Annotated in this window: 20 protein-coding genes; 2 read left to right on the top strand and 18 right to left on the bottom strand. The window is 45.5% G+C overall.

The window, feature by feature from the left end; translation table 11 throughout:
* Positions 1-15: 15 nt before the first annotated feature.
* The 4 genes from V6W81_RS16655 to V6W81_RS16670 all read right to left on the bottom strand — a co-directional run bounded on the left by V6W81_RS16655 (position 16) and on the right by V6W81_RS16670 (position 3,249).
* On the bottom strand, positions 16-1,041 hold the full coding sequence (locus V6W81_RS16655; protein ID WP_338539805.1) for a succinylglutamate desuccinylase/aspartoacylase domain-containing protein: 1,026 nt from the start codon (positions 1,039-1,041) through the stop codon (positions 16-18).
* 249 nt (positions 1,042-1,290) lie between these two features.
* Positions 1,291-1,974 (bottom strand): metal-dependent hydrolase, encoded by a 684-nt coding sequence (locus tag V6W81_RS16660; protein WP_338539806.1) that lies wholly within the window; start codon positions 1,972-1,974, stop codon positions 1,291-1,293.
* Between the two features lie 196 nt (positions 1,975-2,170).
* Positions 2,171-2,806, bottom strand: a complete 636-nt coding sequence (locus V6W81_RS16665; protein ID WP_338539807.1) for an FMN-dependent NADH-azoreductase — start codon at positions 2,804-2,806, stop codon at positions 2,171-2,173.
* A gap of 59 nt (positions 2,807-2,865) precedes the next feature.
* On the bottom strand, positions 2,866-3,249 hold the full coding sequence (locus tag V6W81_RS16670; protein ID WP_338539808.1) for a tautomerase family protein: 384 nt from the start codon (positions 3,247-3,249) through the stop codon (positions 2,866-2,868).
* A 130-nt stretch (positions 3,250-3,379) separates the two neighbouring features.
* Between V6W81_RS16670 and V6W81_RS16675 the strand changes: the two genes are divergently transcribed.
* Positions 3,380-5,917, top strand: a complete 2,538-nt coding sequence (locus V6W81_RS16675) for a tetratricopeptide repeat protein (protein WP_338539809.1) — start codon at positions 3,380-3,382, stop codon at positions 5,915-5,917.
* A gap of 219 nt (positions 5,918-6,136) precedes the next feature.
* On the opposite strand, the gene V6W81_RS16680 is transcribed toward V6W81_RS16675, so the two are convergent.
* From V6W81_RS16680 to V6W81_RS16700, 5 genes are all read right to left on the bottom strand, one after another.
* Positions 6,137-7,111 (bottom strand): sensor domain-containing diguanylate cyclase, encoded by a 975-nt coding sequence (locus V6W81_RS16680; protein WP_338539810.1) that lies wholly within the window; start codon positions 7,109-7,111, stop codon positions 6,137-6,139.
* On the bottom strand, positions 7,104-7,739 hold the full coding sequence (locus V6W81_RS16685) for a hypothetical protein (protein WP_056690397.1): 636 nt from the start codon (positions 7,737-7,739) through the stop codon (positions 7,104-7,106). Before V6W81_RS16685 ends, V6W81_RS16680 begins: the two co-directional genes overlap by 8 nt.
* Entirely contained in the window at positions 7,729-8,103 is a 375-nt protein-coding gene (locus V6W81_RS16690) for a response regulator transcription factor (protein ID WP_056690393.1), read from the bottom strand. Before V6W81_RS16690 ends, V6W81_RS16685 begins: the two co-directional genes overlap by 11 nt.
* A gap of 379 nt (positions 8,104-8,482) precedes the next feature.
* Complete coding sequence (locus V6W81_RS16695) at positions 8,483-9,250, bottom strand: alpha/beta hydrolase (protein WP_310135906.1); 768 nt, start codon at positions 9,248-9,250, stop codon at positions 8,483-8,485.
* Between the two features lie 65 nt (positions 9,251-9,315).
* The gene (locus V6W81_RS16700) at positions 9,316-10,599 is read right to left on the bottom strand and encodes an SGNH/GDSL hydrolase family protein (protein ID WP_338539811.1); all 1,284 of its coding nucleotides are present in this window, start codon (positions 10,597-10,599) and stop codon (positions 9,316-9,318) included.
* A gap of 234 nt (positions 10,600-10,833) precedes the next feature.
* On the opposite strand from V6W81_RS16700, the gene V6W81_RS16705 reads away from it, so the two are divergent.
* Positions 10,834-11,976 (top strand): glycosyl hydrolase family 8, encoded by a 1,143-nt coding sequence (locus V6W81_RS16705; RefSeq protein WP_338539812.1) that lies wholly within the window; start codon positions 10,834-10,836, stop codon positions 11,974-11,976.
* Positions 11,977-12,091: 115 nt separating this feature from the next.
* Here V6W81_RS16705 and V6W81_RS16710 read toward each other — a convergent pair whose 3' ends face one another.
* The 9 genes from V6W81_RS16710 to V6W81_RS16750 all read right to left on the bottom strand — a co-directional run bounded on the left by V6W81_RS16710 (position 12,092) and on the right by V6W81_RS16750 (position 23,825).
* Positions 12,092-12,445: a hypothetical protein gene (locus tag V6W81_RS16710; RefSeq protein WP_338539813.1), complete on the bottom strand. Its 354-nt coding sequence runs from the start codon at positions 12,443-12,445 to the stop codon at positions 12,092-12,094.
* 81 nt (positions 12,446-12,526) lie between these two features.
* On the bottom strand, positions 12,527-13,471 hold the full coding sequence (locus V6W81_RS16715; RefSeq protein ID WP_056690374.1) for a carbohydrate ABC transporter permease: 945 nt from the start codon (positions 13,469-13,471) through the stop codon (positions 12,527-12,529).
* Between the two features lie 17 nt (positions 13,472-13,488).
* Positions 13,489-14,334, bottom strand: coding sequence for a carbohydrate ABC transporter permease (locus tag V6W81_RS16720; RefSeq protein WP_082560226.1), 846 nt, complete (start codon positions 14,332-14,334; stop codon positions 13,489-13,491).
* Between the two features lie 53 nt (positions 14,335-14,387).
* Positions 14,388-16,958 (bottom strand): DUF5696 domain-containing protein, encoded by a 2,571-nt coding sequence (locus V6W81_RS16725; RefSeq protein WP_338539814.1) that lies wholly within the window; start codon positions 16,956-16,958, stop codon positions 14,388-14,390.
* Positions 16,959-16,975: 17 nt separating this feature from the next.
* Complete coding sequence (locus V6W81_RS16730) at positions 16,976-17,611, bottom strand: YIP1 family protein (RefSeq protein ID WP_145048756.1); 636 nt, start codon at positions 17,609-17,611, stop codon at positions 16,976-16,978.
* Positions 17,595-19,058 (bottom strand): hypothetical protein, encoded by a 1,464-nt coding sequence (locus V6W81_RS16735; protein ID WP_338539815.1) that lies wholly within the window; start codon positions 19,056-19,058, stop codon positions 17,595-17,597. Before V6W81_RS16735 ends, V6W81_RS16730 begins: the two co-directional genes overlap by 17 nt.
* Before the next feature lie 15 nt (positions 19,059-19,073).
* Positions 19,074-19,955 carry a carbohydrate ABC transporter permease gene (locus tag V6W81_RS16740; RefSeq protein ID WP_397338249.1) on the bottom strand — a complete coding sequence of 294 codons (882 nt, stop codon included), beginning with the start codon at positions 19,953-19,955 and terminating at the stop codon, positions 19,074-19,076.
* Positions 19,952-20,869, bottom strand: a complete 918-nt coding sequence (locus V6W81_RS16745; protein WP_235540363.1) for a carbohydrate ABC transporter permease — start codon at positions 20,867-20,869, stop codon at positions 19,952-19,954. The genes V6W81_RS16740 and V6W81_RS16745 overlap by 4 nt, the downstream gene beginning before the upstream one ends.
* A 58-nt stretch (positions 20,870-20,927) precedes the next feature.
* The gene (locus V6W81_RS16750) at positions 20,928-23,825 is read right to left on the bottom strand and encodes an extracellular solute-binding protein (protein WP_338539816.1); all 2,898 of its coding nucleotides are present in this window, start codon (positions 23,823-23,825) and stop codon (positions 20,928-20,930) included.
* Between the last annotated feature and the right edge of the window lie 97 nt (positions 23,826-23,922).

Below are 23,922 nucleotides of genomic sequence, written 5' to 3' on the forward strand. Positions count from 1 at the left end.
CCCCCGTTAATTAAATTATGCTAATTTGCCCAACATGACCGCGTAACCGTTCTGATGAACTGTCGATGCTGCATGAATGGATAAAATGACACCATGTTCAATGGGACAGATTATGGACTGCTCTTCAAGTCCCGGATATGACAGTACGCGCATTAGCTCTTCCCCTAGCCGAGCGTTCTCTCCAACTTGCCTACTAAACGTTAACAAACCGCTCGTTTCAAATCTCATTTCAACGATGTCAGAGATCTGTGCAGGTTTTCGGTTCATGCCAGGTGTTTCTTCCGCCTGAGAAAATTGTACGGATGGATATACGCCAAGTTGATCAAGGATCACCTGAACGGCTTGTAGATGCGTATCCACGGCTCTGGAAGTCCAGTAATTGCCTCCTCCACTCTCCAGTAAGACGGCCGGAATCCCCTGTTGACACACTTCATTAATCAACATCCCTTTGGTACCCGACTGGCAGACATACGTGGCTGTAAGCGGAATTTTATTTAGTACCGCCATACTACGCTCGAATGCAGCATCATGGTCGCTTGCTACCATCGCAAACGGACAGACATCCAACCAGCGACCGCCTCCATGCAGATCAATCAGAAAATCGGCATATGCGATGATATTGTTAGCCAGCCAGCGACCATAACGACCGGAGTATGAAGCATCTGTTGCATTTTGACCAAAAACCCGGTTCAGGTTTATGCCATCCAGTGGACTGCCATTCGTTCCCGCAAGCATCGCGGTTGGATTCGTGACAGGACACAATATCAGATTCCCAGACAAATGCTCCGGCACAATATCATTCATAAGTTTAGCGCAAGCGATAATGCCATCATGCTCGTCTCCATGCAGCGCAGCCTGTACCCATACCGTCGGCCCCTCTTGGATCCCCTTGATCAGAAACAAAACGATTGTTTGCTCCTCATGAATCTCTTGAATTCGGGATACACTTGCCGAGGGTTGTTGTCTGAAAGCTTGTTCCAGACTTGCATAAACGGGATATGGTTTTGCAAAAATGGAAGCTGCCGATAGGGACTGATGCATGATGAAATGAACCGCCTTTCTATAACCGAGTATTCTTGTATGAATTATAAAATTTAGTTGATACTATCAAACGATGTGTCATTCTGTCAATGTCATAAATTGTATAAAAATAGCGTTATATGTCGAATAAACGGTGATAATATGCGGTTGATATCGATTACAAAAAAAATCGGATTTTGAATTATATAATGAAGAAATTGTATAAACATACGAAAAAAGCCGCTCTTAAGCGACTTCGTATGACATTATCTACAGTTCAATCCCTTCTCCAGGTTCGAGCACCTTGCCTACCCCATTTGGCAAGAGTGAGACAAAGGCATGTGGATCCTGCTGAATAAAAGGAAATGTATTGAAGTGAATTGGCACAACCTGTTTAGCTTGAAGCCATTCTGCCGCTACTGAAGCATCTTCTGCACCCATCGTATGATTATCCCCGATCGGTAGAAAAGCTAGATCAATATCATTGCGTTCTCCAATTACCTTCATATCATAAAACAGTCCCGTATCTCCTGCATGAAACACGGTTTTGCCCTCAGCAGTGAACAGTATTCCGGTAGGCATGCCTGTGTAGATGATTGTTCTTGTCTCTGGATCTACATAACTTGAACTATGAAAAGCCTGTGTTATCTTTACTTTTCCAAAGTCAAATGTATAAGATCCGCCGATGCTCATCGCATGTGTATTTAGACCTTCCCAGCTTAGTAAATCAGCCAGTTCAGCGGAGGCAATAACCAAGGCATTATTCCGCTTGGCGATATCTACAGTATCCCCCACATGATCCCCATGTCCATGCGTTAACAGAATTACATCTGCTTTTATACTCGACGCATCTAGATCCGTATTTGTGTTACCTGTAATAAACGGATCAATCCAAATGCTTTTTCCATTCGTTTCGATTCTAACAACAGAATGCCCATGATAAGTTACTTTCACCTTTATTTCCTCCTTGTTCAGACAACTGAATTAAATTGGATAATGCCATACCTGACTTCCATTGGTATAACCGATTGTGCAATCCTACATGCGTCTGCCCGTTCATAAGTAAACCCATCAAAACGCTGGCTAATGATCCGGCGAACGTTTGATGGGCATAATGTAAGCAGGATGCACCGCTTTTGGTGTGAAAATGTTAGAAATTTTGCGCTGCTTTACGTGCTTTTTCGATAGCTTCTGCTTTGATCTGTGGAGCGCGTTCACCAGCTGTAGATACACCTTCAATAAATAAGTGGTCAACATCTGTTATACCAACAAAGTTCAATACCGTTTGCAGGTGACGATTGCCATTCTCACGATCAGCGACAGGGCCTGCGGAATATACGCCGCCACTTGCTTGAATGTGGAATGCTTTTTTGTTTTCGAGCAGACCAACTGGACCATTCTCAGTATATTTGAAGGTTTTGGCTCTAACACAGAAGGAATCGATGTACGCTTTCATTACTGGAGGGTATGAGAAGTTCCACATCGGTGTCACGAATACATACTTGTCTGCTGCCACGAACTCTTCAAGCAGTTCATTTAACTGAGCTACTTTTTGTTGTTGAGCTGCACTCAATTCCTCAAATGTACCACCTGTTTGCAGCTTGCCCCACGCGTCCAGCACATCCGCATCGATATGAGGAATGTTGCGTTGGTACAGATCAACATGCACAACCTCGTCTGCTGGGTGATTTTCTTTATAGGCTTGTACGAATTGTTCGCCAGCTGAAAGGCTGTACGATGCTTCTGGGTTACCTGGGTGAGCTGTGATGTATAGTAGTGTTGACATAGTTATAACTTCCTCTCTTTTGTACGATTATGTGAAATCGATGTTTAAATGTTTTGGCGTCAAACGATGAATGGAGCTTCTCCATTGCCATAAGACCAGTTATCCTTGGTGACTTCAATCAGGTTGATAAACACATCTTCTTTACGGATGTCACGCTGTTGATGCAATTGTTCAGCTAATTCTGCATAGAATTCTTTCTTCACATCAGCGGAACGGCCAGCGTTCAACGTGATCTGTACAATAAGGAATCCATCTGTTCTCTCAATATCCAGGCAAGTAAGATCGAAGCTGAAATGTTCACGATCCAGTTCTTCAATAATCAGAAAACGGTCATTCGCAGGTACATGCAGTTTATCTACAATCGTTTGCAGAACGATCTCACCAATTTGTGCTTTCTCTTCACTGGAGCGACCCTTCAAAGTTACAATGCGAGTTAAAGGCATTTGCGCTACCTCCTAGGTTTGTTTTTGTTGATATGGTTTATTTTATCTGCTAAAATCCAGAACACGAATGTACATAAGTTCGTGTTTGTTCGTGTCGAACTTGCTTAGTCTACGGAATTCAGGTGATGATATGGAAGAAGGCAAATTATCGAAAGATTGGCCTCATGAGTGGATCAAAAAAATACGTTCCAGACCAATCAGACGAGGCTCAGCCAAACGAATGCGTCAGATCGATCTGGCCAAAAGGGTCGGTGTTGACCCTAGAACGGTTCAGCAATGGGAGAATGGAGATCGCCTTCCCAGCGTTGGCAACCTCAAGCTCATCATCCAAGCATTCTGGGAAGATGGTCTTTTTCTAGAAATAAATCCGTCTCAAGAAGCCGAACAGCTATGGCTAGCCGTCAAACGATTTTCGGAAGCACGTTCAGCGACAGGCCGTGAATTTCCAGATTTTGACGCTGCGTGGTTTGCAACGTTAGCTGTCACAGAGGTCATGGAAACAAATTTTACTAGAGAGGTGAAGACAACCTCCTCCGCCTCAGTGTCTGCTACAATTCATTTACCAAGGCTCACCTCTCACTTCGTTGGACGGAATCAAGCCAAGGTCGATATCATGGAACGGTTACATATTCACTCACTTGTCTCGATCGTAGGGTCAGGCGGCATCGGTAAAACCTCACTTGCTGCTGAGGTCGCTTCATCGCTGATAGACGTGTACCCGGATGGGGTGTGGATGTTTGAATTCGGCGTGATTCATGAATCACATGACTTGGGACAATTGCTTCTAGCTACGCTGGGGATACAAAATCAGGCGAGCCAAACGGATCTTCAGGCCGTTATGGACAGGATTGCTGACCGTAAGATGTTATTCATTTTTGATAATTGTGAGCATCTGATTGATGCCATTGCAGCTACCGCCGAATCCTTGTTGTCTGCTGCGCCAGAATTAACCATTCTCGCTACCAGTCGTGAACCTTTTAATATTACAGGAGAATGGGTATACCGTATTCCTCCCTTGTCCTACCCAGGTGATGATCGTTCACTGCAAGAACTTGATGAACAAGAACTATTGGCGTTTGAAGCGGTACAATTATTTTTGGAACGGGCACGCATTGCAGTCCCGCAGTTCCAACCAACGTTAACTGCTCTCAAGCGTATTGGAGCCATTTGTAAAAAGGTCGAGGGTATACCACTAGCTATCGAGCTAGCCGTTGCTCGGATGAATATGCTGACCCTTGAACAGATCGAGGAGCGGTTAGCTAGCCTATTGAGCTTGTTGACCGCTGGGAAACGAACGGCTGCCCCCCGGCATCAAACGCTACGCTCAACGATTGGTTGGAGTTATAACTTGTTATCTGGTAAGGAACGCCTTTTGCTAAGACGACTCAGTGTATTTGCAGGTGGATTTACGCTGGAGGCAGCCGAAGATGTGTGTATCTGTGAACCTGGAATGCCTGATCATGAAGATCGGATTATACGAGAAGACATGCTGGATCTGCTGTCTGGACTTGTTAACAAATCTCTCGTATCTACTGAAATCGGTGAAGATTATGGTATGATCCGGTATTTCATGCTCCAAGCCATTAAGGAATATGCAGGTGAGAAATTGCGGGAAGATTCCAACGAACGCAAACAATATGCGCTGTCTGAACGCCATGCTCAATTTTACATTCAATGCTTGGTACGTGAAGAACCGAAGTTCAGGACTCGTGACCGCGAAGCATGTATAGAAGCAGTGCGAAGAGACTACACCAATTTGCGCTCTGCCCTTCAGTGGTCTTATGCCAACCCTCAAGCTCATTCGTACGGGCTACATATGGTATCCAAGCTCTATTGGTTCTGGCTGCACGAAGGCAGGTTAACGGAAGGGCTGTTCTGGCTGGAACGTTTTCTAGACAGTAGCAACGATGTAAATCCCGCTCTGTTGAATGGTGCCAAGGCTCTGCATGGAAAAGCCGTCATTCAATTTATTCAGGGCAATATGGAAGGTGCCGTGAATGCGGCAACTCGAAGCGTAGAGCTCGCACGTCATCTGCAGGAGGAGTCTCTACTGGCTTCCTGTCTCCGGCTGTCTGCTTTTCTTCATATCAAGATGCAACATATAGAAGAAGCCGAAACGCTGGTGGAGCAAAGTATAGACATCGCTAGATCGGCAGAGGATTCATGGAATCTAGCCTCTTCATTACATGCATATGGAAGACTACGTTTAGAGCAACAGCATTACGACGAGGCGACTGTATTCCTGAAGGAAAGCGTTCAGCTCTTTGAATCCGTCCATGATCAGTGGGAAGTTTCTGGGCCATACGAGTGCCTAGGTTATGCTGCATTGAAGCTAGGAGATGTGGAGCTGTCGATTGCGTATTTCAAAAAAAGCATCGTCACCAGCCAGATTTACAGTGGCTCTTGGGTTCTTTCACGTGGGTTGGAAGGAATAGGCCTTGCGTTATATGCCAAGAATGCCCTCTTCGAAGCTACAGTTCTACTTGGAGCTGCGGCGAAAGGACGACAGAACTTTGATGCGGAGAACAAACCGAATTTTCCCGCAGAATATGAAGAGGCTATATTCGCTCTTCAGCACACAGTGTCTGATCTGGAATTCCGGGAATGGTGGACTAGAGGGAGAGACATGCCTCAGGCACAAGCTCTTGCTTATGCTTTGGAGATATAATTTAAATGGGATAGTCACCATCCGGATTCTACATATATTTTCACGAGAATGATGTTCAGCATATGCAATAAGCGGTGGGTTTCTTCACAATTGAAGAGATCCACCGCTTACTTTAAGGAGCTATAGAGACGCAAGTTTTTCAACGCCAAAAAAAGTCGCTATATAAGCAACTTTCATGATGGGTACCCGTATCAGTATAAATAGCTTCGTGCTGCAGCCTTACCCGTATTGATCTCTTTGCGAATCATACATAGCGTAACCGCTCTTTCCATTTTTCTTAATTCGGTACATCGCCTGATCTGCATACCTTAGAAGCTCAGCCGGTTCCTCACCATGCCGCGGATAGACGCTAATCCCAATACTGAGTGATAGATGAATAAAATTACTCGAGACTTCGATAGGAGCGATAAAAGCTGTTCCCAGCTTCTCACACACCACCTCTGCGTCGTGGTCATCGTTCAATTGGTTTAAGATGATACTGAATTCATCTCCACTTAGCCGAGCCACACTATCTGTACTTCGAATGTTTTCCTTCAGCCGTTTCGCAGTCTCAACGAGTACCTGGTCACCCACTTCATGTCCGTACGTGTCATTGATCTGCTTGAATCCATCGGTATCGACGAAGAGAACAGCCAATCTCCCCTCACTTCGCTCGGCATGGTTAATAGCCCAGATTAGACGTTCGTTGAAGGCACGGCGATTAGGCAATCCCGTAAGGGAGTCATGCATCGACAGATGTTTACTAATCTTTTCTGAAATTTTAACTTTGTTATATTCAACATCCAATTCCTTGATTAGGTTTTTCAGTTTGTATACCCGTGTGCTAGTGTTGGTCATGTCACTGATCTGAATCATGGCGTAATTACGACCATTTTCGTATAAGGGTTCAACATGCATGTTTTGTTTATAAAAGTGTTCATCTTCATTTTCTTTAGGCAGAATAAATGCCTTATGTAGAGCGCTTGAACAGAACCTGCTTTGCCCTTGGTATAGTGCATTTTGCAGTATATTCTGGTACATGTTCAATTTAAATCTTGGGCATACCTCAAGCAAATTCCGCCCAATCACCTCTTCTTTACTTTTACCAGTGAATCGTTCCAACCAGCCATTCCAGAGGATCACTTTTAATTGCCTGTCAATAATGAGGATGCCCATATTGATTTTGCCTAGAGCCTGTATTACGAGATTATCCATGGTCATCCTCCAATAATGCATTCATTTTGTCCAATAGGCTTGAGATAGAGTTCATGCTGAGCGCAATAAGTATGATCCCTTTCACATTGGTATCGGCAAGTAAGAATGACGTATGGAGAACCAGCACATATACTTCGTTCTGGAGCAGGATCTGTGGATCAGAGTGTGTCACATGCAGTAGCTCAATATCCGGCAATACGTATTCTAATTTCATTTCTAGAAAATTACCGAATTCTCCAATGATGGCATTAAGCAGAATATTACTAACTTCTTTGAGCACATCCAGATCCGTATCTAATAAGCGACATTCTTCCGGCTCAATTGTCTCGGTGAGTTCTCCAAGACACATATTCGCTAACACTTTGGCCTGCTCAGCAGGGAACATAAGGAATGCTTTTCCTTGAAAATCATATCCGAACTGCAAAGATGATCTGAACAGATGACCTTCGCTGAAAAAGAGTTTATACCGTCGATCTCCTGGATCAACGTCAGATATCGAAATGAGCTCCACTTCAGGTATGCTCAGTACAATGTGTTTGTCGACAATCTCGGATAGCATATTGGCCGCTTGTCCAACGTAAACGTTCACAAGTTCAGTCAGCATATCCTTCTGCAGTTCAGTCAGCATGATGTGCCACCTGAATCATTTGAATCAATGTATTTGCTTTTTCTACAGTTAACGGCTTATTCAAAAATCCAGAGATTCCGAGGTTCTCTACTTCTTCACGAGTCACCTTCTGAATATCTGCAGATAAAATAATAATTCTGACTTCACGGTCGATTTCACGAATCATACGAAGCATCTCTTGACCACTAAGGTTAGGCATGAGCAGATCCGTCGTTATAAAATCAGGCTTGAATTCCAGGTACTGTTGATAGCCTTCTTCTCCATTGTTCGCTGTCTGAATCTCGGATTCTGGAAAATGATCAGCAATTAGTTTACGCATCATTTTCTGTACAAAAATAGAGTCTTCCACAATTAATACTTTCATTCGTTCCTCAGTCTCCTCGATAAAATTTTAAGGGCGCAGGATGAGCAAGCGCTGTGGACAGTTCTGAGAAGGAGATTTGCGCATAGTGGCACCCCTTACAAGTGACTGACTGGTTATTCAAGCAAAACAATATAAATTATAGTAACTTTAATTAAATTGTCAACGATATTATAGAATAAAATATATCTAGTTCCGCATTAATTCGCACAAAATGAGTTGTGTCGTTCTGAGAAACAATGGTATTTTGCTTGTAGTTTATTGAATTTTACATGTTATTCATCGAATACGCACGTCAATACAGTGCATTAATAAAAAGTGCCACCTTAGCCTCTATACACAAGGTTCCACTTGTGCATTCAAGACTACGGTGGCACTTAGGTTATTTGAATAGACGTTGAGAAAATAAATAAAGGTCATTCCTCCATACCGGCCAATCATGTCCTCCGCTCTCTTCATACCAGATATGAGCCACTCCCTGCTGCTGCAAATACTGATGAACCCCTAAGCTAATATGGAGCAGATTGTCCTGATCGCCGCAGGAAAGCCACAACAGCATGAGAAGGGACGACACTTCGGCTGGATCTGGTACAAGCTGTTCTGGCGTTTTGGTGTTAGGTGCTGCAGAAAAGGCTCCGACCCAGGCGAAGAAATCCAGATTGCTAAGTCCGATGTTTAACGACTGCCCCCCGCCCATGGATAAGCCTGCGATAGCTCGATTATCTCTGTTGCTGTTCGTGGGATAGTGGGAGTCAATGTACGGGACGAGATCATGAATGAGGTCCAATTCGAAGCGTTCAAAAGCTTTTATCTTCTCCGAATCAAATATGTCTCCCTCCGCCCGATCATTCGGCATAGCACGACCGTTAGGCAATACAACAATCATCGGTACAAGCAGATTGTCAGCATAGAGATTGTCGAGAATAATTTGCGGAGCGCCATGGTTATACCACTCCGTTTCGTCTCCACCAATGCCATGCAACAGATATAGAACAGGATACACCTCTTCTGTTGAGAACTCGGGTGGGGTATATACCATTGCTTTACGCGTATTGCCTACTGTTGTAGAGTTATACTCTACTGTCTTGATTACGCCACGAGGTATGTTCTCTCGATATTGGTCAAATCCTGCTGGTGCTACAAAGTTCATCTCCATGACTCCCTTCAACTCAACGTATACTTTCACCCTTAGAGCTACATCTAGGCCACCTTTTGTTAATCGACATATCCGAAACCTAGAATGGTAAACCTCTTGTCTTCATAACCTTCCGCCATTTCAATCTCAATCTTGTGCTCACTGGCCTCATTTTCGTTAATTAGAAGCATCGCATGACAATGTGTCCAATTCACTTGGTGTGGATCGGCTTGTTTGATGTGTTCATCATCTACTCTGATATTGGCGGTACCGAATTCATCACTACTTGAATCCTTAAAGATCAAAATAAGACGTTTGCAATTTAAATGTAATGTAAAGCGATTCCGTTCTTGCGTGTTCTCCCTGATATACATCCAATTATGAGGGAACAAAGGCGTACCATAATCATGATCATGCATCTCAGCCATCTGTAGCTCTGTATCCGTATGCTGGAAAGCTCCAACTTCAATTCGCGCAATGGGCTCAATGTTCTTTCGATCCAACAATTTAACATTTACGAAATCGTTTCCAATTAAAGGTGTTCGATCGTCCCACTGTTCCACCTGATCGAGCGCGGAGTGATCCGTAACATTAAACAGATGAGAGAGTGCGTCAGCCATGATCCGGTGTCCCAAGTTTGTCGGATGATATATATCATGGAAATATTGTTTTTTGGTAATCACGTTGCCTTCGGCTGACGTCTTCTGGAATTGCTCTACAAGAGCATCTTTCATACTCACCATAGGCAGATCGTAATGCCACCCGATTGGAGCTAGACGATCTTGTAGATTCCAATCGTTCTCGAACACGCTGAAAAGCAAGATCACCGCTGGCTTGTTATCAGCAGCAAGTGCTTTGATCACCAAGCTTTCATAACAATTGCCCTTCGTCTCGTCATCCGCGTCATTAACGGCAAATTCGATGATCAGAATGTCCGGCTGAACCTGACCGTCCCGAAGCACATCCCGGTCATAACGTATGATTCCAAGCTCAGAGGGTGTCCCACCTACACCGGCTTTGATCAGGTTAATCGAACTTCCGTCTGAGGGAGCATACCTATTCTTAAATTGCTCATAAGAACGATAAGCATAGCTTTGCAGATGAATAGGTATAGCACCTGCACCTTGCGTAATTGAACCTCCAATATAAGCAATATTAGTCGGTTCACCTTTTCTAGCCTTCTCAATAGCTCGCTTCAACCTAACATTGTTACCCTTGTTCAGAAGAGATCGTTCGATCAACTCGCGATATGCCTGAGATTCAAAGTCCACCTGCGTCTCATTCGCTGATTGTACAACGCCTTCAGGATCACGTGGTGCTGAATATTCTCGTTTATCATCTACACTTCTTTCATCGTCCAACATGTTGAGTCATCACGATCCTTTCTGTTCCCACCTAGCTCTATCCCTCCGAGTTTAGCGCTCATATCCTGTAACAACAACCTGACAAAGTATAGGACTTGACTCAATATATCACTTGGATTCGCTGTCTAATAGACGAGATACGGAAAACCTATAATTTCTGATGTAAACGCTTTAATTTATAGAGTCGAACCAGTGATACAATAGGATAAACCGATTCATTAAGGGAGGTAAAGCATGCAAATTACAGGTCAGAATGCATATGATTCAGGTACGTATACCAATATGTTTCACAAGTTAGGGTATAGCGAACAAGAGATTAACACACGACTGGAGTTGACATGGAACGAATTGTTCTATGGAGATGAACAAACACGAATCTATTACCCTATGGGTGAAGACAAAGGTTATTTGCTGGACACAGGCAACCACGATGTACGCTCTGAGGGCATGTCTTACGGAATGATGATGGCTGTACAGATGAACAAAAAAGAAGAGTTTGATCGTCTATGGAACTATGCCTACACATTCATGCAGCACACTGAAGGACGATATAAAGATTATTTTGCATGGCATTGTAAGCCTGACGGAACCCGGATCTCACAAGGACCTGCACCAGATGGTGAGGAGTTCTTTGCCATGGCTTTGTTGTTCGCCTCTAACCGCTGGGGAGATGGCGATACGCCATACAATTACCAAGAACAAGCTCGAAAAATTCTCCGTGCGTGCATTCATCAAGGTGAGAACGGTGAGGGCGATCCCATGTGGGATCCAGAGACTCGGCTAATTAAATTCGTGCCCGAATCGCCATTCAGTGATCCATCTTATCATCTCCCGCACTTCTATGAACTGTTCGCCATCTACGCAGATGGGGGGGATCAGGTATTCTGGCAAGAGGCCGCGGCCGCAAGTCGGGCATATCTGCATACGGCCTGCCACCCTGTGACTGGACTTTCGCCTGAATACGCCAATTATGATGGCTCACCTGCTCCCATTCAGCCTCACGGTGACTATAGACACTTTTACAGTGATGCCTATCGAGTTGCAGCGAATGTTGCGCTGGACTGGGAGTGGTTCCGCAAGGATCAATGGCAAGTCGAACAATCCAATCGGATTCAGTCTTTCTTCAGCGACATTGACGTATCCGATTATCGTCGTTATACCATTGAAGGCGAAGCCTTTGACGAACCTTCCTTGCACCCCATAGGTTTGCTTGCTACCAATGCTATGGCTTCACTGGCAGCAGACGGCCCGCATGCAGAGTCATTTGTTCAGCAATTTTGGAACACACCTCTGCGCCAGGGAGAACGCCGCTACTACGACAATTGTTTGTACTTCTTCAGTCTGCTTGCCTTAAGCGGCAGATATCGGATTTATTAATTTACATCGTAAACAGAAGACGCATAAAGCCCTCTGGTTTCTTCGGAAGCCAATGGGTTTTATGCGTCTTCTGAATTTTTACTCATCCTAATTCTTGAATGTCATCTAAACTGTGTCATTCGAATATAAGAATCTCCTCTTCTACACCCCAAGTTACAATTACACTTTCGATGTCTTTCCAGTCTTCCACACTACTTCTAGTTGGCAGCTGAATGACTTCATTCGGCTTAATAGAAACATGAAGTGTGTTACTAGTAGAACTGTTATTAGGGTGTAGAATATTAATCTCTACCTTTTCATCAACCAGATCTTCTCCAATGTATTGTATGGAAGGAACCTCTTCGTACTCACCCTTCTTATAAACAAGATCAATTGTCACAATCCAATGATCTGATTTGGCTACGACACGCTCATCATTGACTGATGTAGTGCAGCCGCATAAACCCAGTAATGAAGCAAAAAGAATCAAAATCGCTAGTCGGCTAGAGATAAGAACATCTCCTCTTTTTTGCCCATATTATAGCATAATCCCCGCAACCATACAGTTGGTTTAGCCGACAATTCCAGTACGTTCCACACTCTCTACGAAGTATCGCTGTACAAACAAGTAAATTACGATCAACGGTAAGATCGCCAGCAAAACGCCTGTATCTTGAATCATGCTTAGGTAGAAAGGGTCTGCCTTCGAAGCGCCATCGCTGACTTGTTGAGCCAGATTGTATGGAAGAGACGACAACTGGGTAGACATCACCTTGCTGGATGTCAGATATGTGGTCGTGTAGAAGCTGTCGTTCCACTGCCAAACAAAGGAGAACAGCATTACAGTTACCATCGACGGGATGGCATTGGGTAACATAATTCTGGTAAACGTCCGGCCAATCCCTGCTCCGTCCACGTAAGCTGCCTCTTCCACCTCTTTAGGGATTCCCCTGAAAAACTGGCGAAAGATGAAAATATACAGCCCCGCTTTGAGTGAATTCGCCGTAATAGCAGTAAGAATGAACGGCCAGTACGTATTCAGCAGATTAATGGGTTTGCCTGTAATAAGCGTTATAATACCCATCAGATCAAAGCTTTTTAGATTAAGATAGACCGGAATCAGAATCGTTGTTGGTGGAACAAGAATCGTCAGAATTACGCCAGCAAACAACCAGTTACTGCCTTTGAATTTCAATCGGGCAAACCCGTAGCCAGCAAGTGCGCAAGAAGCCGTCGTTAGTAGCGTCGTTGTAGCAGATAACGCAAATGTATTAAACAGCGTTACCCAGTAATCCATGACGCGAATTGCTTCCTTGAAATTGTCCACGGAGAAGTTCTGGGGAATCCATACAACGACTGCTGAATACAGATCTCCCTTGTCCTTAATGGACGTTGACACTTTCTGAAATATAGGAAAGAGGATAACAAAAGAAAGTCCGGTAATTAGAACAAAACGGATGATGGACCACAGCCAGCCTTTCCAATGTTCTAATGATAATAATCGTGAAGTTGTCACACTAAACCTCCTCCTTTCTAATCTTGATAGAAGACCCGTTTCGAGAAAATAATAGATACGATGACCAGAATGATGGCGATCGCTAAGAAGTAGACCCATGCCATAGCAGAGCTTAGACCAAAATCAAATTTGACGAAGCCAGTATCCCGGATCAGTTTTGTCATGGCATTATTAGCAAACGAATCAATGATCGTATAGATTGCATTGACGAAAATAAGCGGACTCACCATGGGAAACGTGATCTTCCAGAACGCCTCGTATCCGGTTGCACCTTCCATCTTAGACGCCTCATATAGTTGAGGAGAGATCGTCTGAATACCGGCTAGAAAGATCAAAATCTGTACACCAGATTGACTAACAATCTGATAGATTCGATCTACGGCACTGCTTAAATAGGTGACAACCCATTCACTTACTCCTGCATCAAGCATCAGGTTCTCCAATTCGAAAGTCCCCAGCGAGCTACCACCTGTACTGCTTTGATTAACTGCATCAATTAGGCTTGTGCTCTCCAGTGTCATGATCACGCCTGATGCAAGAATGACCGGCAAGAAAAAGATCGAACGCGCTACAGCTCTACCTCTGAATTTCTGGTTCAGAATAACCGCAAGGAACAAACTAAAGATGACAATAAGCGGCACGTTCACAAGTACATCTGTCACCGATTCGATGAGTGCCCGGTTAAAGCTGGTATTCACGGTCAATGCCTGAATATAATTGGTGACCCCAGTGAATTGAATTGCGATCCCTTCTGCATTCGCCTGTATTGTGCTCAGGCTGTACCTTAGGGAAGCCAGTAACGGAACGAAGAAAAACAATACAAATCCAACAAGCCAGGGAAGCACGTAAATCATGCCCCACATGGCTTTCTGCTGAGCATACGTACGACTTCCCCATTTCCTCTTCAGGAGCGTCTTCAGAGCTGCTCACCACCAGTCACATAACTTTGGGCTTCCACAGTATGGTTCTCAACTTCCACAGGAAAGTCGTTATAATTCACGATGACGAATCCACCGCCCTCATACGTTGTCTGAAAGACACCTTCTGAAACGGATTGATGCGCGATCATCGAACGACCTATAAACGGCAGGTTTGCCTGATTAACCTCTCTGTACATCTCAGCCGCCAGGTCGATCCACTGCTCATAATTCGCCGCATAGAGATGATCAAAATCAGTTTCTTTCACGACGTGATTGGGAGCATTAAACCAAGCGAAATATGGACTTGCCCCATATTCAATCAACTTCAGCACATACTGTCTTGCGTTCGTATATGTCGATAGATTATAAGGGGAACCGGTATAGCTGATACTTCCGTGCATGACAAGCTGAAAGAACGGAATCTCTTCATCCTCCAGCTTGAATCGACTGCTGGTCAGAGGAGCATCTGTAAGACCTGTGATATAAGGAAGTGCATAAGCGTTCCCTCCCTCGGCAACTACGGAGCCGATCTGCTGCTTGATTTGTTCAAGTGTAGTCGTCACCGTGCTTAATACCTCAGTTCGATCCAGCAGCTTCTTCGGATTCATGTCACTATTCAATTGTTCTGCCAGATCTGACAGGGAAAGCCCCTCCGTTTCAAGCGGTTTAAGCGAATCAAGCATTTTATCCGTTACATTACCCAGTAGATTCGGAGAGAGAATGTATGAAGGCGATCGATCCCGGTCGGGACGTTGGATTGCACGATTCGTCGGATAGTGCACCGCCGGTTGCTGGGTCAGCGTGCGGGATGCCTCTCTGGATGGTTTGAATCCACCTTTGGAATGCACATTCAATACCGCTACATCTGGATAAAATCCAATGCCAGCATCACGAGCAAACGTGCTGAATTCACGCATTGCTTTTTGCCCGCCGATGGCACCATCGACTTTAATTGAATCTGGTATACGGTGATGAATTCCCCCGTTAAGCCATCCTGCATAACGAACCTGAATATTAGCAACTTCCTTCTCCATTAACGTAGAGAGTATCTTCTCTGCTTCGTCAAATGTAGTTAACGCCTGTGTGGAATCGTAAGGAATGCCCAGCATATGCTGCCTTGTTGTTATACCTCCAAATAGTTTGAGATAAAAAGGGATGCTGTCCTGTTCCTTGCTGGCTTGTTCCTCAGGCACTCCGCCCGTTCGTTGCAGGTAACTTCGATACACGGAGGCAAGACCCGAATAACTAGCCTCTTCTGCACCAACAAAAGCATAACGAACTACAAAGTCAGATACGGTCGGCTGATTCTGAAATTTGGGAAGTGTTCGTACCATATCGCTGGCCTGCAGTGTAATATCGCTTTTATTCACTACATAGAAGCTTGGGTATACGTTGTTGTAGCTATTAAGCTTGCCGCTGATATCTGCGTTGACAACTGCAACAGCATCCCCTTCCTCAATAATGCCTAGAAAAGCACCATCCGTCCGAATTAATCCGAAAACCGGCAATCTTGCTTTGGCTTCATTAGAACTTGCTTCCCGCATTTTCATCGTGAGGTCAGACCCATATATATCCTGCTGATAGGCAGGGTATAGCGTCTTCCCATTGTTAAAATGAATCAATGCTCCTGAGCCGTCAGGAACCAGCATAGAGCCCTCTTCACTTGTACTACCTGCTCCGAAATATTCCAGCACAGATATGCTGTTAATTGGATATTCCTCTGGAAAATGAATGCCCGAGGCAGGTACCCGTACCAACAGATCCTGTCCGTCCAGCTCATATTCCATCGTGAGCATAAAGAGTCGTGGCCCACTTCGTTCCTGCTCGATTCCATGTTCCGCATGGTCTTGCACCAGATCCTCTTCCGTGTATCCGGCTTCGTCCAAAGCTTTCAAGGCTCGGGATAGCTGCAACCCTTGCAGCGCCTTATCATTTCGAACATAGACGCCCTCGTCCTTGTCTTCTGCATAACCAATCTTCAGGGCTCGTTCCCCAACCTTGTCGAGCTGAGCGAGTAAGTCTTGCTCGAAACGTTCTTTGCTAATCTTGACTGGCAAGTCCTCGATCGAACGCTCGGTACTTCCAAACTGATAGTGCACCCGCACACCATTTGGCAATGCTTCATAGCTTATCTGCTTATGTCTGACACTGTCGGTGTAGGAGTTCACGGTACTGCTCTGGCCGAGACTATTAAAGAAGCTGAGCTTGGTTTGCGACGATAAAAGATCTTTGTTAATCCCTGCTGCGATCGCATCCTGCTCTCGATCTGTAGGATTGCTGCGCCAGATTTGCCCACTTTCCCGATGAATAACTGCAATTTCGGCAGTCTCTTCTTGAATGAACAGTTGCAACGCATTATTTTGGACAATCCCGAGCATGCCTGGTAGGCGATCATCACGAAAGGAGGATTTTAGTTTTTCTCCGGGAGGCAGGGAAGGTATATCAACCTGATCAGCAGCATTCGCAGTCACTTGGGTTAATGGTGAATCCGAGAACTGACAACCGCTGAGAAGCAGGCTGCTCACGAGCAGCATTCCAGTTATTTTTTTGACTACAGCGTGTTTCATTGCTTGTTCCCCCTCCCTTAGCCCCGAAGCACTAATTCCTGATAGATAGTCACTGCAAAAGATACAATCTGTTGTACGAGACTGAAGAATAACAGGCACAAAAATGCCATGAATGCCATAGCTACAAGTGTTAGGAACATAGTGAGTATCGTTTTGGCTGGCGTATACTGGTGAACCGTCATATTGCCAACGAATAACAGGTACACCGTCCAGCCAATAGCAATCGCATTAGAGAAATAATAAAAGGCGGTTTCTTGTACAGAGATTACAAGACTCAGCCAGATCCAAGGAAATTGAATCAACAACAATGGAACCAAGGCGAAGCATGTAGACATAAAAATTTCGGAAAACTTGCCTTCCCCATCCATCAGTGTCGTTAAGGACCAGTTCGCAACACACCAGAACAACACTGGAACGATGACATATACCATTTCAAGCAGACTGTTTAGCCGTTTCGGATTGTTGAAATTGATTAGAAAACCACTGTACTGTGCATGCAAAATCTTGGTCATAATCAAAAGCAGCATGATCATACCTGCAATCAGCAGTGTCATTTTCTGATTTCGTTCATATTTCAATTCCCAATATCCGTCAAACGGATGAAAAATGAGATGCAGCGGATATTGGTATAATTGCTTACTTGACGCCAGCATTCGTTGTCCTCCTTTTCTGCCTACGAACGATCATGACGGTGACAAGCGAACCTACAGCTAGGAATAGTCCAGACATCATCCATGAGAAATGCTCACGCATCAGCTCTTTGCGGAACAACAGAAACGCTTTGGAATAACCAAGACGCTCCATGCTACGCTTGAAGTACTGCGCAGAATCTGCATATTCCTTCTGGCGAAGCAGAGCTTTACCAATCCCGGCATAGGCATATTCCAGATTGGCGTTCATCTCAGCAGCTTTGGCAAACAGCAACGACGAACGATCTTCGTCACCGTTATAATAACTGCGCACCGCATCGTGTAATGTACGCCCATACTCGGTCGTTTGAAAGACGGTAATTTCACCAAGTGCTTTGTCCAGTACGAGGATCCTCTCCCCAGCACGCTCAAGTGCAACAGGTGTATTAAATTGCCCCTGACGATTACCAATGCCACCAAAAATATGGAGCAGATAACCGTCACCATTGTAGGTGAAGACTCGCCCTGTATTCGCATCTAGCACGGAGTACATGTCACTGTCCCCCACGTCAACATCAATCAGTCGCGAAGGTCCTGTTTCAGTGGTGTACATCATATCTCCTTGAGGTGGCTGGTAGCCTTCTCTGCGCAAGATGTCCGTTCCTTGGGCGTTCAGCTTCTTAATTGGATCCTTACCACGATCTCCACTTGTAGCATAGATGAATCCCTCTTCATCCATATCTAGATTCGTGAACTCCGTTGGCGTGAACATGACCATCTGACTCCGCTGCTCACGAGTTGCAAATCGTTTCCACAGATACTCTACCGGGTCAACCTGAACTCGATTAGCTCCGATAAATGAGGAGAACGTGCCATCCGCGTTAAACTCCATGAATCCGTCAAAGACACCCTCAGCCATAACGTAAATGCGTTCTCCTTTGTCCATGACGACCCGTATAGGCTTAAATTGAAAGTCTGCTCGCAACAGATCTGATTGCGGCTCAGCTACAATGTTGACCAATTGTCCAAGTTCATCTAGATGCACCACACGTTGATTATCTGAATCTGCCACTAGCAAATGTCCTTTATCCGTAACGTAAAGCCCTCGAGGGTTATTAAAATGGTCTGGCTTCCCTTCACGTTCAAATGAATCGATTACCCGAACGAGCTTAAAGTTACGATCCATCTCGATGATCCGTCCATTGCCTGAATCCAGTAGGAAGACCCGCTCATCGGCTGTAACATGCAGGTCGCTCGGTTCCTTGAACGCATCCGTGTTCAGCTTCCTGCCCGTAATGATTGCCGTTGCTTCATATGCGGCTGGAGCAGGAACCGCTTCGCCCCAATAGGAATAATGATATGCGTCTGACGTTCTGTCCGCGTTGACTAGGGGTGCCTCATGCCCGAACAACAGGAGGCAGACCATGCCTATGATGATCCATTTTCGTTTGTTCCTTGTGCTTGCTCGCACCTAGCTGCCTCCTTTCTAGTCCTTCATTCCAGAAGTGGCCATCGTCTGCATAACACTGCTCTGGGAGATGATGAACAAGGTGATCGGTACAATCATGAGCAGCAAGGCGACAGCAGCACCAACCCCTGCCCTTGCGATCCCCCCCTGAACAATCTGACTGAGCGCATAATGCAGCGTTTTGAGATTCTCACTATAAATGAAGCTACCGCCATCTGTTCCCCAAAGTGCAGGAAACTGCAAAATCATGAGTGTAAGCCAAGCGGGCTTCACATTGGGCATCACGATGCTCCAGAAAATTCGGTATTCATTGGCTCCGTCGATTTTGGCTGCCTCCAGCAACGCATCGGGAATCTGCTCCATGAACTGTTTCATCAGGAACAATCCCAGCGAGAATGCAAGCGACGGCACAATAATGGACGTGTGTGTGTTAATCCAGCCGAGCCATGACATCACCATGTAGTTGGGAATTGCAGTAACATGTGGTGAGAACATCAGTGACAAAATGACGATCGTGAACAACACTTTGGAGCCAGGAAAACGGTATTTGGCTAGCGGATAAGCTGCTGCAGAAGCAAGAAGGATATGCCCTGCGGTTCCGACGAGCGTAATGAGCAGTGTATTAGCAATGTACCGAGATAACGGTACCCATGAGTTGCCCATGAGATTAATCAGATCTGCAAAGTTCTCCGTCGTCGGATTATTCACCCAGAAGCGAGGTGGGAAAATAAATAACTCATCCAGTGGCTTGAAGGCATTGTTCACGGCGTAGATGAGCGGAAGTACCATAAATGACCCAAACAGAGCAAGCAGTGCGAATAACATCAAGCTGACGGTAAATGACCGATTGAGTTTCTTCGGCATGCCAAAGATGGCCCGTACCTTGCTGGTCATTGTCATTCACCTATCTTTCTCAGCATTTTTTGCGTTAGAACGTTTGTTCCAAGCATCAGTGCAAATAAAACGGTGGCGATGGCCGAAGCGTATCCCATTTCGAAGCGAATCGTACCAAAGTCCATCAAATGAGTGACCACGGTATGCGCAGCATAGTTCACACTCGGGAAACCTGCTAACGCAATGGAGATCTCCGCTACAGCGAATGAAGCTGTGATCTGCATGACTGCACCAAACATCAACTGCGGTCTCATCGAAGGCAGTGTAATGAACCAAAGTTCCTGCCATCGGTTCTTAATGCCGTCCACTGTACCAGCTTCCACCAAAGACCGATCGATGGTCTGAAGCCCTGCAATAAAGGCTAGAAAGCTGGTACCTAAGCTAAGCCATAGCTGTACAATAATGACGATGGCTAACACGTACTTCTCGTTGGACAGCCATTGAACCGGCTCCAGTATGATGCCAAGACGCATCAAAAAGCCATTCATGTAACCGTAGCTGTCACCAGAGAAAATAATGAGCCAGATGAAAAAGACGTTGCCGGATATGGATGGTGCATAGAATACCAGCGTCATCACTGCCCGTACTTTGGGGGACAGCTCATTAATGATCCAGGCAAATAAGAAACAAGCAATATAACTAACTGGACCCGTGATTACAGCAAAAAGCAGCGTGTTTTTGAGTGCAATTAGAAATACATCGTCATTTAGGAAAAGCCGTGAGTAATTCTGCCAACCGATAAATCGCGGCAACTCCAACATATTGAAGTGAAAGAAGCTTAAGCCGAGCGAAATACCGACCGGAATGACCGTAAACATAAAAAAGATCAACATGAACGGTGCCATCAAAATATAATAGTGCCTGCTGAGATATAGATCCCGTTTAAGCAGGGTCCACCAGCCGACGTGGCGCGCTTGGATGGCAGGAGCGGCGGCTGTCTTGGTTGTTTTGGCTTGCAACCGTTACCCTCCCTTTCCTCTATTTCAGATTAAATTCCTTACGTTTCAACTCAATTTCATCATCGATATACAATACATAATCGGACAATGCCTCACGAGGGTTCTCATTGGCGTTGACGACCTTACGGAACGCATTATCTAGATGTCGACCGGTAAAATACCCTCCGGGAACTTGCGGAATGCCCTGCACCCACTCCCATTGCTTCTCCAGGTTTTGATAATCTTTCACAGGCCAAGGTAATTGCTCCAGAGCCTCTATATTGGCTGTTGGATAACGAGCAGCAGCACCCATTAGACCTTCCATTTCTCTTCCGTATTCAATCTGTGTCTGCTCATCCGTCCACCACTTCATAAACTTCCATGCTGCTTCTTTGTTGTTGGCATTTTCAAGCATCATCACGGCACTGGTCGAGCTAGCAACTTCATGTCGAATCGAACCATCCGGAAGCTCCGTGCCCGGAACAATTGTGAAGTCCCAGAGGTTACGTATTTCCGGAGCCATGACCGTCAGCATGTTATACGTGGTGTAATCCGCAATACCAATTGGCATCTCTCCAGTACGGAAGCGATTCGGAAAATCAGCTTTTAGCGGAAATTTGTAATTGGTATAAAATTGTGTCCATCGCTTGAACGCATCCATCGAAATCTCCGAATCCAGTGCACTCTTCTTCTGATCCTCGGCATAGAAGGTGCCATCATTCTGGTATAGGAGCATAGCAAAGGTTGCATTTGGAACTAGATTGGCGTTATTCAGCGTATCCTCAATAGGCAGATAAAACTCCATGTTATGCTTCTGCAACACAGCAATAGCGTTGTATACGTCCTGCCACGTTTTGGGCGGCTCCAGCTCCAGCTCACTGAGGACATCTTTTCGGTAGAATAACATTGGAAATTGCTGTTGCTCCGGAAGTGCATAGACACCATCGTTGTAACGGTAAGGCGTTAACCCACTTGCGCGGAATCGATCTGCAATTTCTTCAAAGTCTGGGAACGTGCTCAGATCAGCTGCCGCATTTCTCATCGCATAGTTTACGGGAATATCTTCACCCATCTGCATAGCCACGTCAGGTCCTTCGCCAGCAAGTGTCGCGGGTAACAAGATGTTAGGCGGAACAAGGCGCAATTGTACGGAGACATCCGTATCTGGTGTAAATGAATCGTCAATCAATCCTTTTAACACTTGAGCCTGATCTCGTCCGGTCGTAATCCATACCGTAATCGAGTCCTTCTTCTGTTCCACATTACCGATACTGTCGTAATCCTCCGTGTAGGAAGCGACATAAGCGCCCATTTCGTGCTTCACTTGCTGGAATACGCTCGCTTCTGCTCTTGGTAATGCTTCATTTGGCGAAGACACAACCAAGTAATCCAATGTAATCGGTTGTTCACGAACCGACAGAATCCACGTACCGAGTCCGCCTACATTAATTTTGAACGTATCCAGACGTTTGGGTACTGTCTCCGGCCTAGCTGCCATATCCTCTAGCTGAACGACCATCGCATGCAAGATAGCAACCTTATCACTCTGTTCACCTGTTGCCTGTTCCAGATAATCGGCTACAGAACGAAGTGTATCTGCCTGCCGCTCAAAGACCTCTGTCATCTCTGGAATACGGCGTTCCAATTGATAATCCCGCAGCGGATCAGGTGTTTTGGAGGTAATCATCAATATTTTGCGGTACATCTCATTCAGTTCAAGCACACTGGATTCCACAGTACGAAGGAGCGGCGCTATATCGCCGAGTGTTACCGTCATTCGCAATCGATGCGTGCCTTTTTCGAGATGGAACAAATAAGGCTTCTCTTCACTACTTCCCAATACTTGAGTTTGCCAAGCTGGGCTGTAATTAAATCGAAGGCGTTTCATCTCCTTGAATGGAACTTGACCGTTGATTGTCAGACTACGGGTCGCATAGACGCCGCGCAGCTGATCCTGCTTCACTTTTAACGCGATCTGGTATAGTCCGTCTTCAGGTACCTCGACCTCCCACTCGATCCATTCGCCAGGCAACTTCCAATTGATGCCGCCAATGGCGTTGACTCGAATTTTGGATACGTCGTAGGGCTCCAGCGAAGGGCTCGAACGATCTGATATTGGCGCAAGCGTAGGCGATGACTTACTCACTGCCTGTTCTCCTTGAACTTTCAGCATCAATGAGCTTGCTTCTGTTAGACCGCGCGAGGCATAGACCTTCTCTACGTCTGCATAGGAAGGGATGTCCTCTTCCTGGTACAACTCAATGTAATCAATCGCCATACTCTCTCTCAGCGAGGTGAGCGATAATTGTTGGTTTCCTTTTTCAAAATAAAACTGAAATGGTTCCTCGAAGTAGCCTGCGCTATCTTTGAACGAAGCGATCTGCCATTCAGGCTGTTCCACTTGCCTTGGTCTGAGGTCATTGCCGCGATCATCCCTGCGAATGCTATCTTCACGATTGCCCCATACTCTGTCGAATAAGAGGACGTCTGCTCCTCTGAAAGGAACCTCCCCGTTCAGCTCAAGTCTCCGTTCAATACCTGAACTTTTGCCTGCAACGGGATAATAGTGGATACGAAGATGGTACAGCCCACTCACCTGCACAGGAACATCCCACCGGATGCTTCCCGTTTCCGGCGTAATTACAGCACTCCCATCCAATCCGGCATAACCCTGTACGACCTCAAAACCGTCACCATCGGTCTGGGCATAAGCTTCGCCTTCAATTCGCACGGTTTGCTCGGGTTTGGCTGTATTCGAATGGGTAGTCAGGTAATATTCATAGCTGCGTGAATCCTCGGTACCCGATATCGCCTCAAAATCCTCAAGCGCATGCACTATTCCTGGACTCCGATCCCGCGATGGATATAAGGTCCATATGGAGAACACCAGAGCCACAACGAGCACAAGGATCAGTCCCTTTTTCTTTCGTGACCGCATGTTCGAATGTATCCCCTTTCCTGTATTCGTAAGCGACAACGACATGATGAGCTAATCCAGGCAGACCGCGTCCTAGAGGCGATCTACCTGGAACTTT

It is taken from the genome of Paenibacillus tundrae, assembly GCF_036884255.1.
GTDB lineage: Bacteria > Bacillota > Bacilli > Paenibacillales > Paenibacillaceae > Paenibacillus.

Excerpts from the sequence above, each read along its gene's own strand:
- V6W81_RS16655 (WP_338539805.1), bottom strand. The coding sequence starts at position 1,041 with ATGCATCAGTCCCTATCGGCAGCTTCCATTTTTGCAAAACCATATCCC.
- V6W81_RS16665 (WP_338539807.1), bottom strand. The coding sequence starts at position 2,806 with ATGTCAACACTACTATACATCACAGCTCACCCAGGTAACCCAGAAGCA.
- V6W81_RS16670 (WP_338539808.1), bottom strand. The coding sequence starts at position 3,249 with ATGCCTTTAACTCGCATTGTAACTTTGAAGGGTCGCTCCAGTGAAGAG.
- V6W81_RS16675 (WP_338539809.1), top strand. The coding sequence starts at position 3,380 with ATGGAAGAAGGCAAATTATCGAAAGATTGGCCTCATGAGTGGATCAAA.
- V6W81_RS16680 (WP_338539810.1), bottom strand. The coding sequence starts at position 7,111 with ATGGATAATCTCGTAATACAGGCTCTAGGCAAAATCAATATGGGCATC.
- V6W81_RS16685 (WP_056690397.1), bottom strand. The coding sequence starts at position 7,739 with ATGCTGACTGAACTGCAGAAGGATATGCTGACTGAACTTGTGAACGTT.
- V6W81_RS16690 (WP_056690393.1), bottom strand. The coding sequence starts at position 8,103 with ATGAAAGTATTAATTGTGGAAGACTCTATTTTTGTACAGAAAATGATG.
- V6W81_RS16695 (WP_310135906.1), bottom strand. The coding sequence starts at position 9,250 with ATGAACTTTGTAGCACCAGCAGGATTTGACCAATATCGAGAGAACATA.
- V6W81_RS16700 (WP_338539811.1), bottom strand. The coding sequence starts at position 10,599 with ATGTTGGACGATGAAAGAAGTGTAGATGATAAACGAGAATATTCAGCA.
- V6W81_RS16705 (WP_338539812.1), top strand. The coding sequence starts at position 10,834 with ATGCAAATTACAGGTCAGAATGCATATGATTCAGGTACGTATACCAAT.
- V6W81_RS16720 (WP_082560226.1), bottom strand. The coding sequence starts at position 14,334 with ATGTGGGGCATGATTTACGTGCTTCCCTGGCTTGTTGGATTTGTATTG.
- V6W81_RS16725 (WP_338539814.1), bottom strand. The coding sequence starts at position 16,958 with ATGAAACACGCTGTAGTCAAAAAAATAACTGGAATGCTGCTCGTGAGC.
- V6W81_RS16730 (WP_145048756.1), bottom strand. The coding sequence starts at position 17,611 with ATGCTGGCGTCAAGTAAGCAATTATACCAATATCCGCTGCATCTCATT.
- V6W81_RS16740 (WP_397338249.1), bottom strand. The coding sequence starts at position 19,955 with ATGACAATGACCAGCAAGGTACGGGCCATCTTTGGCATGCCGAAGAAA.
- V6W81_RS16750 (WP_338539816.1), bottom strand. The coding sequence starts at position 23,825 with ATGCGGTCACGAAAGAAAAAGGGACTGATCCTTGTGCTCGTTGTGGCT.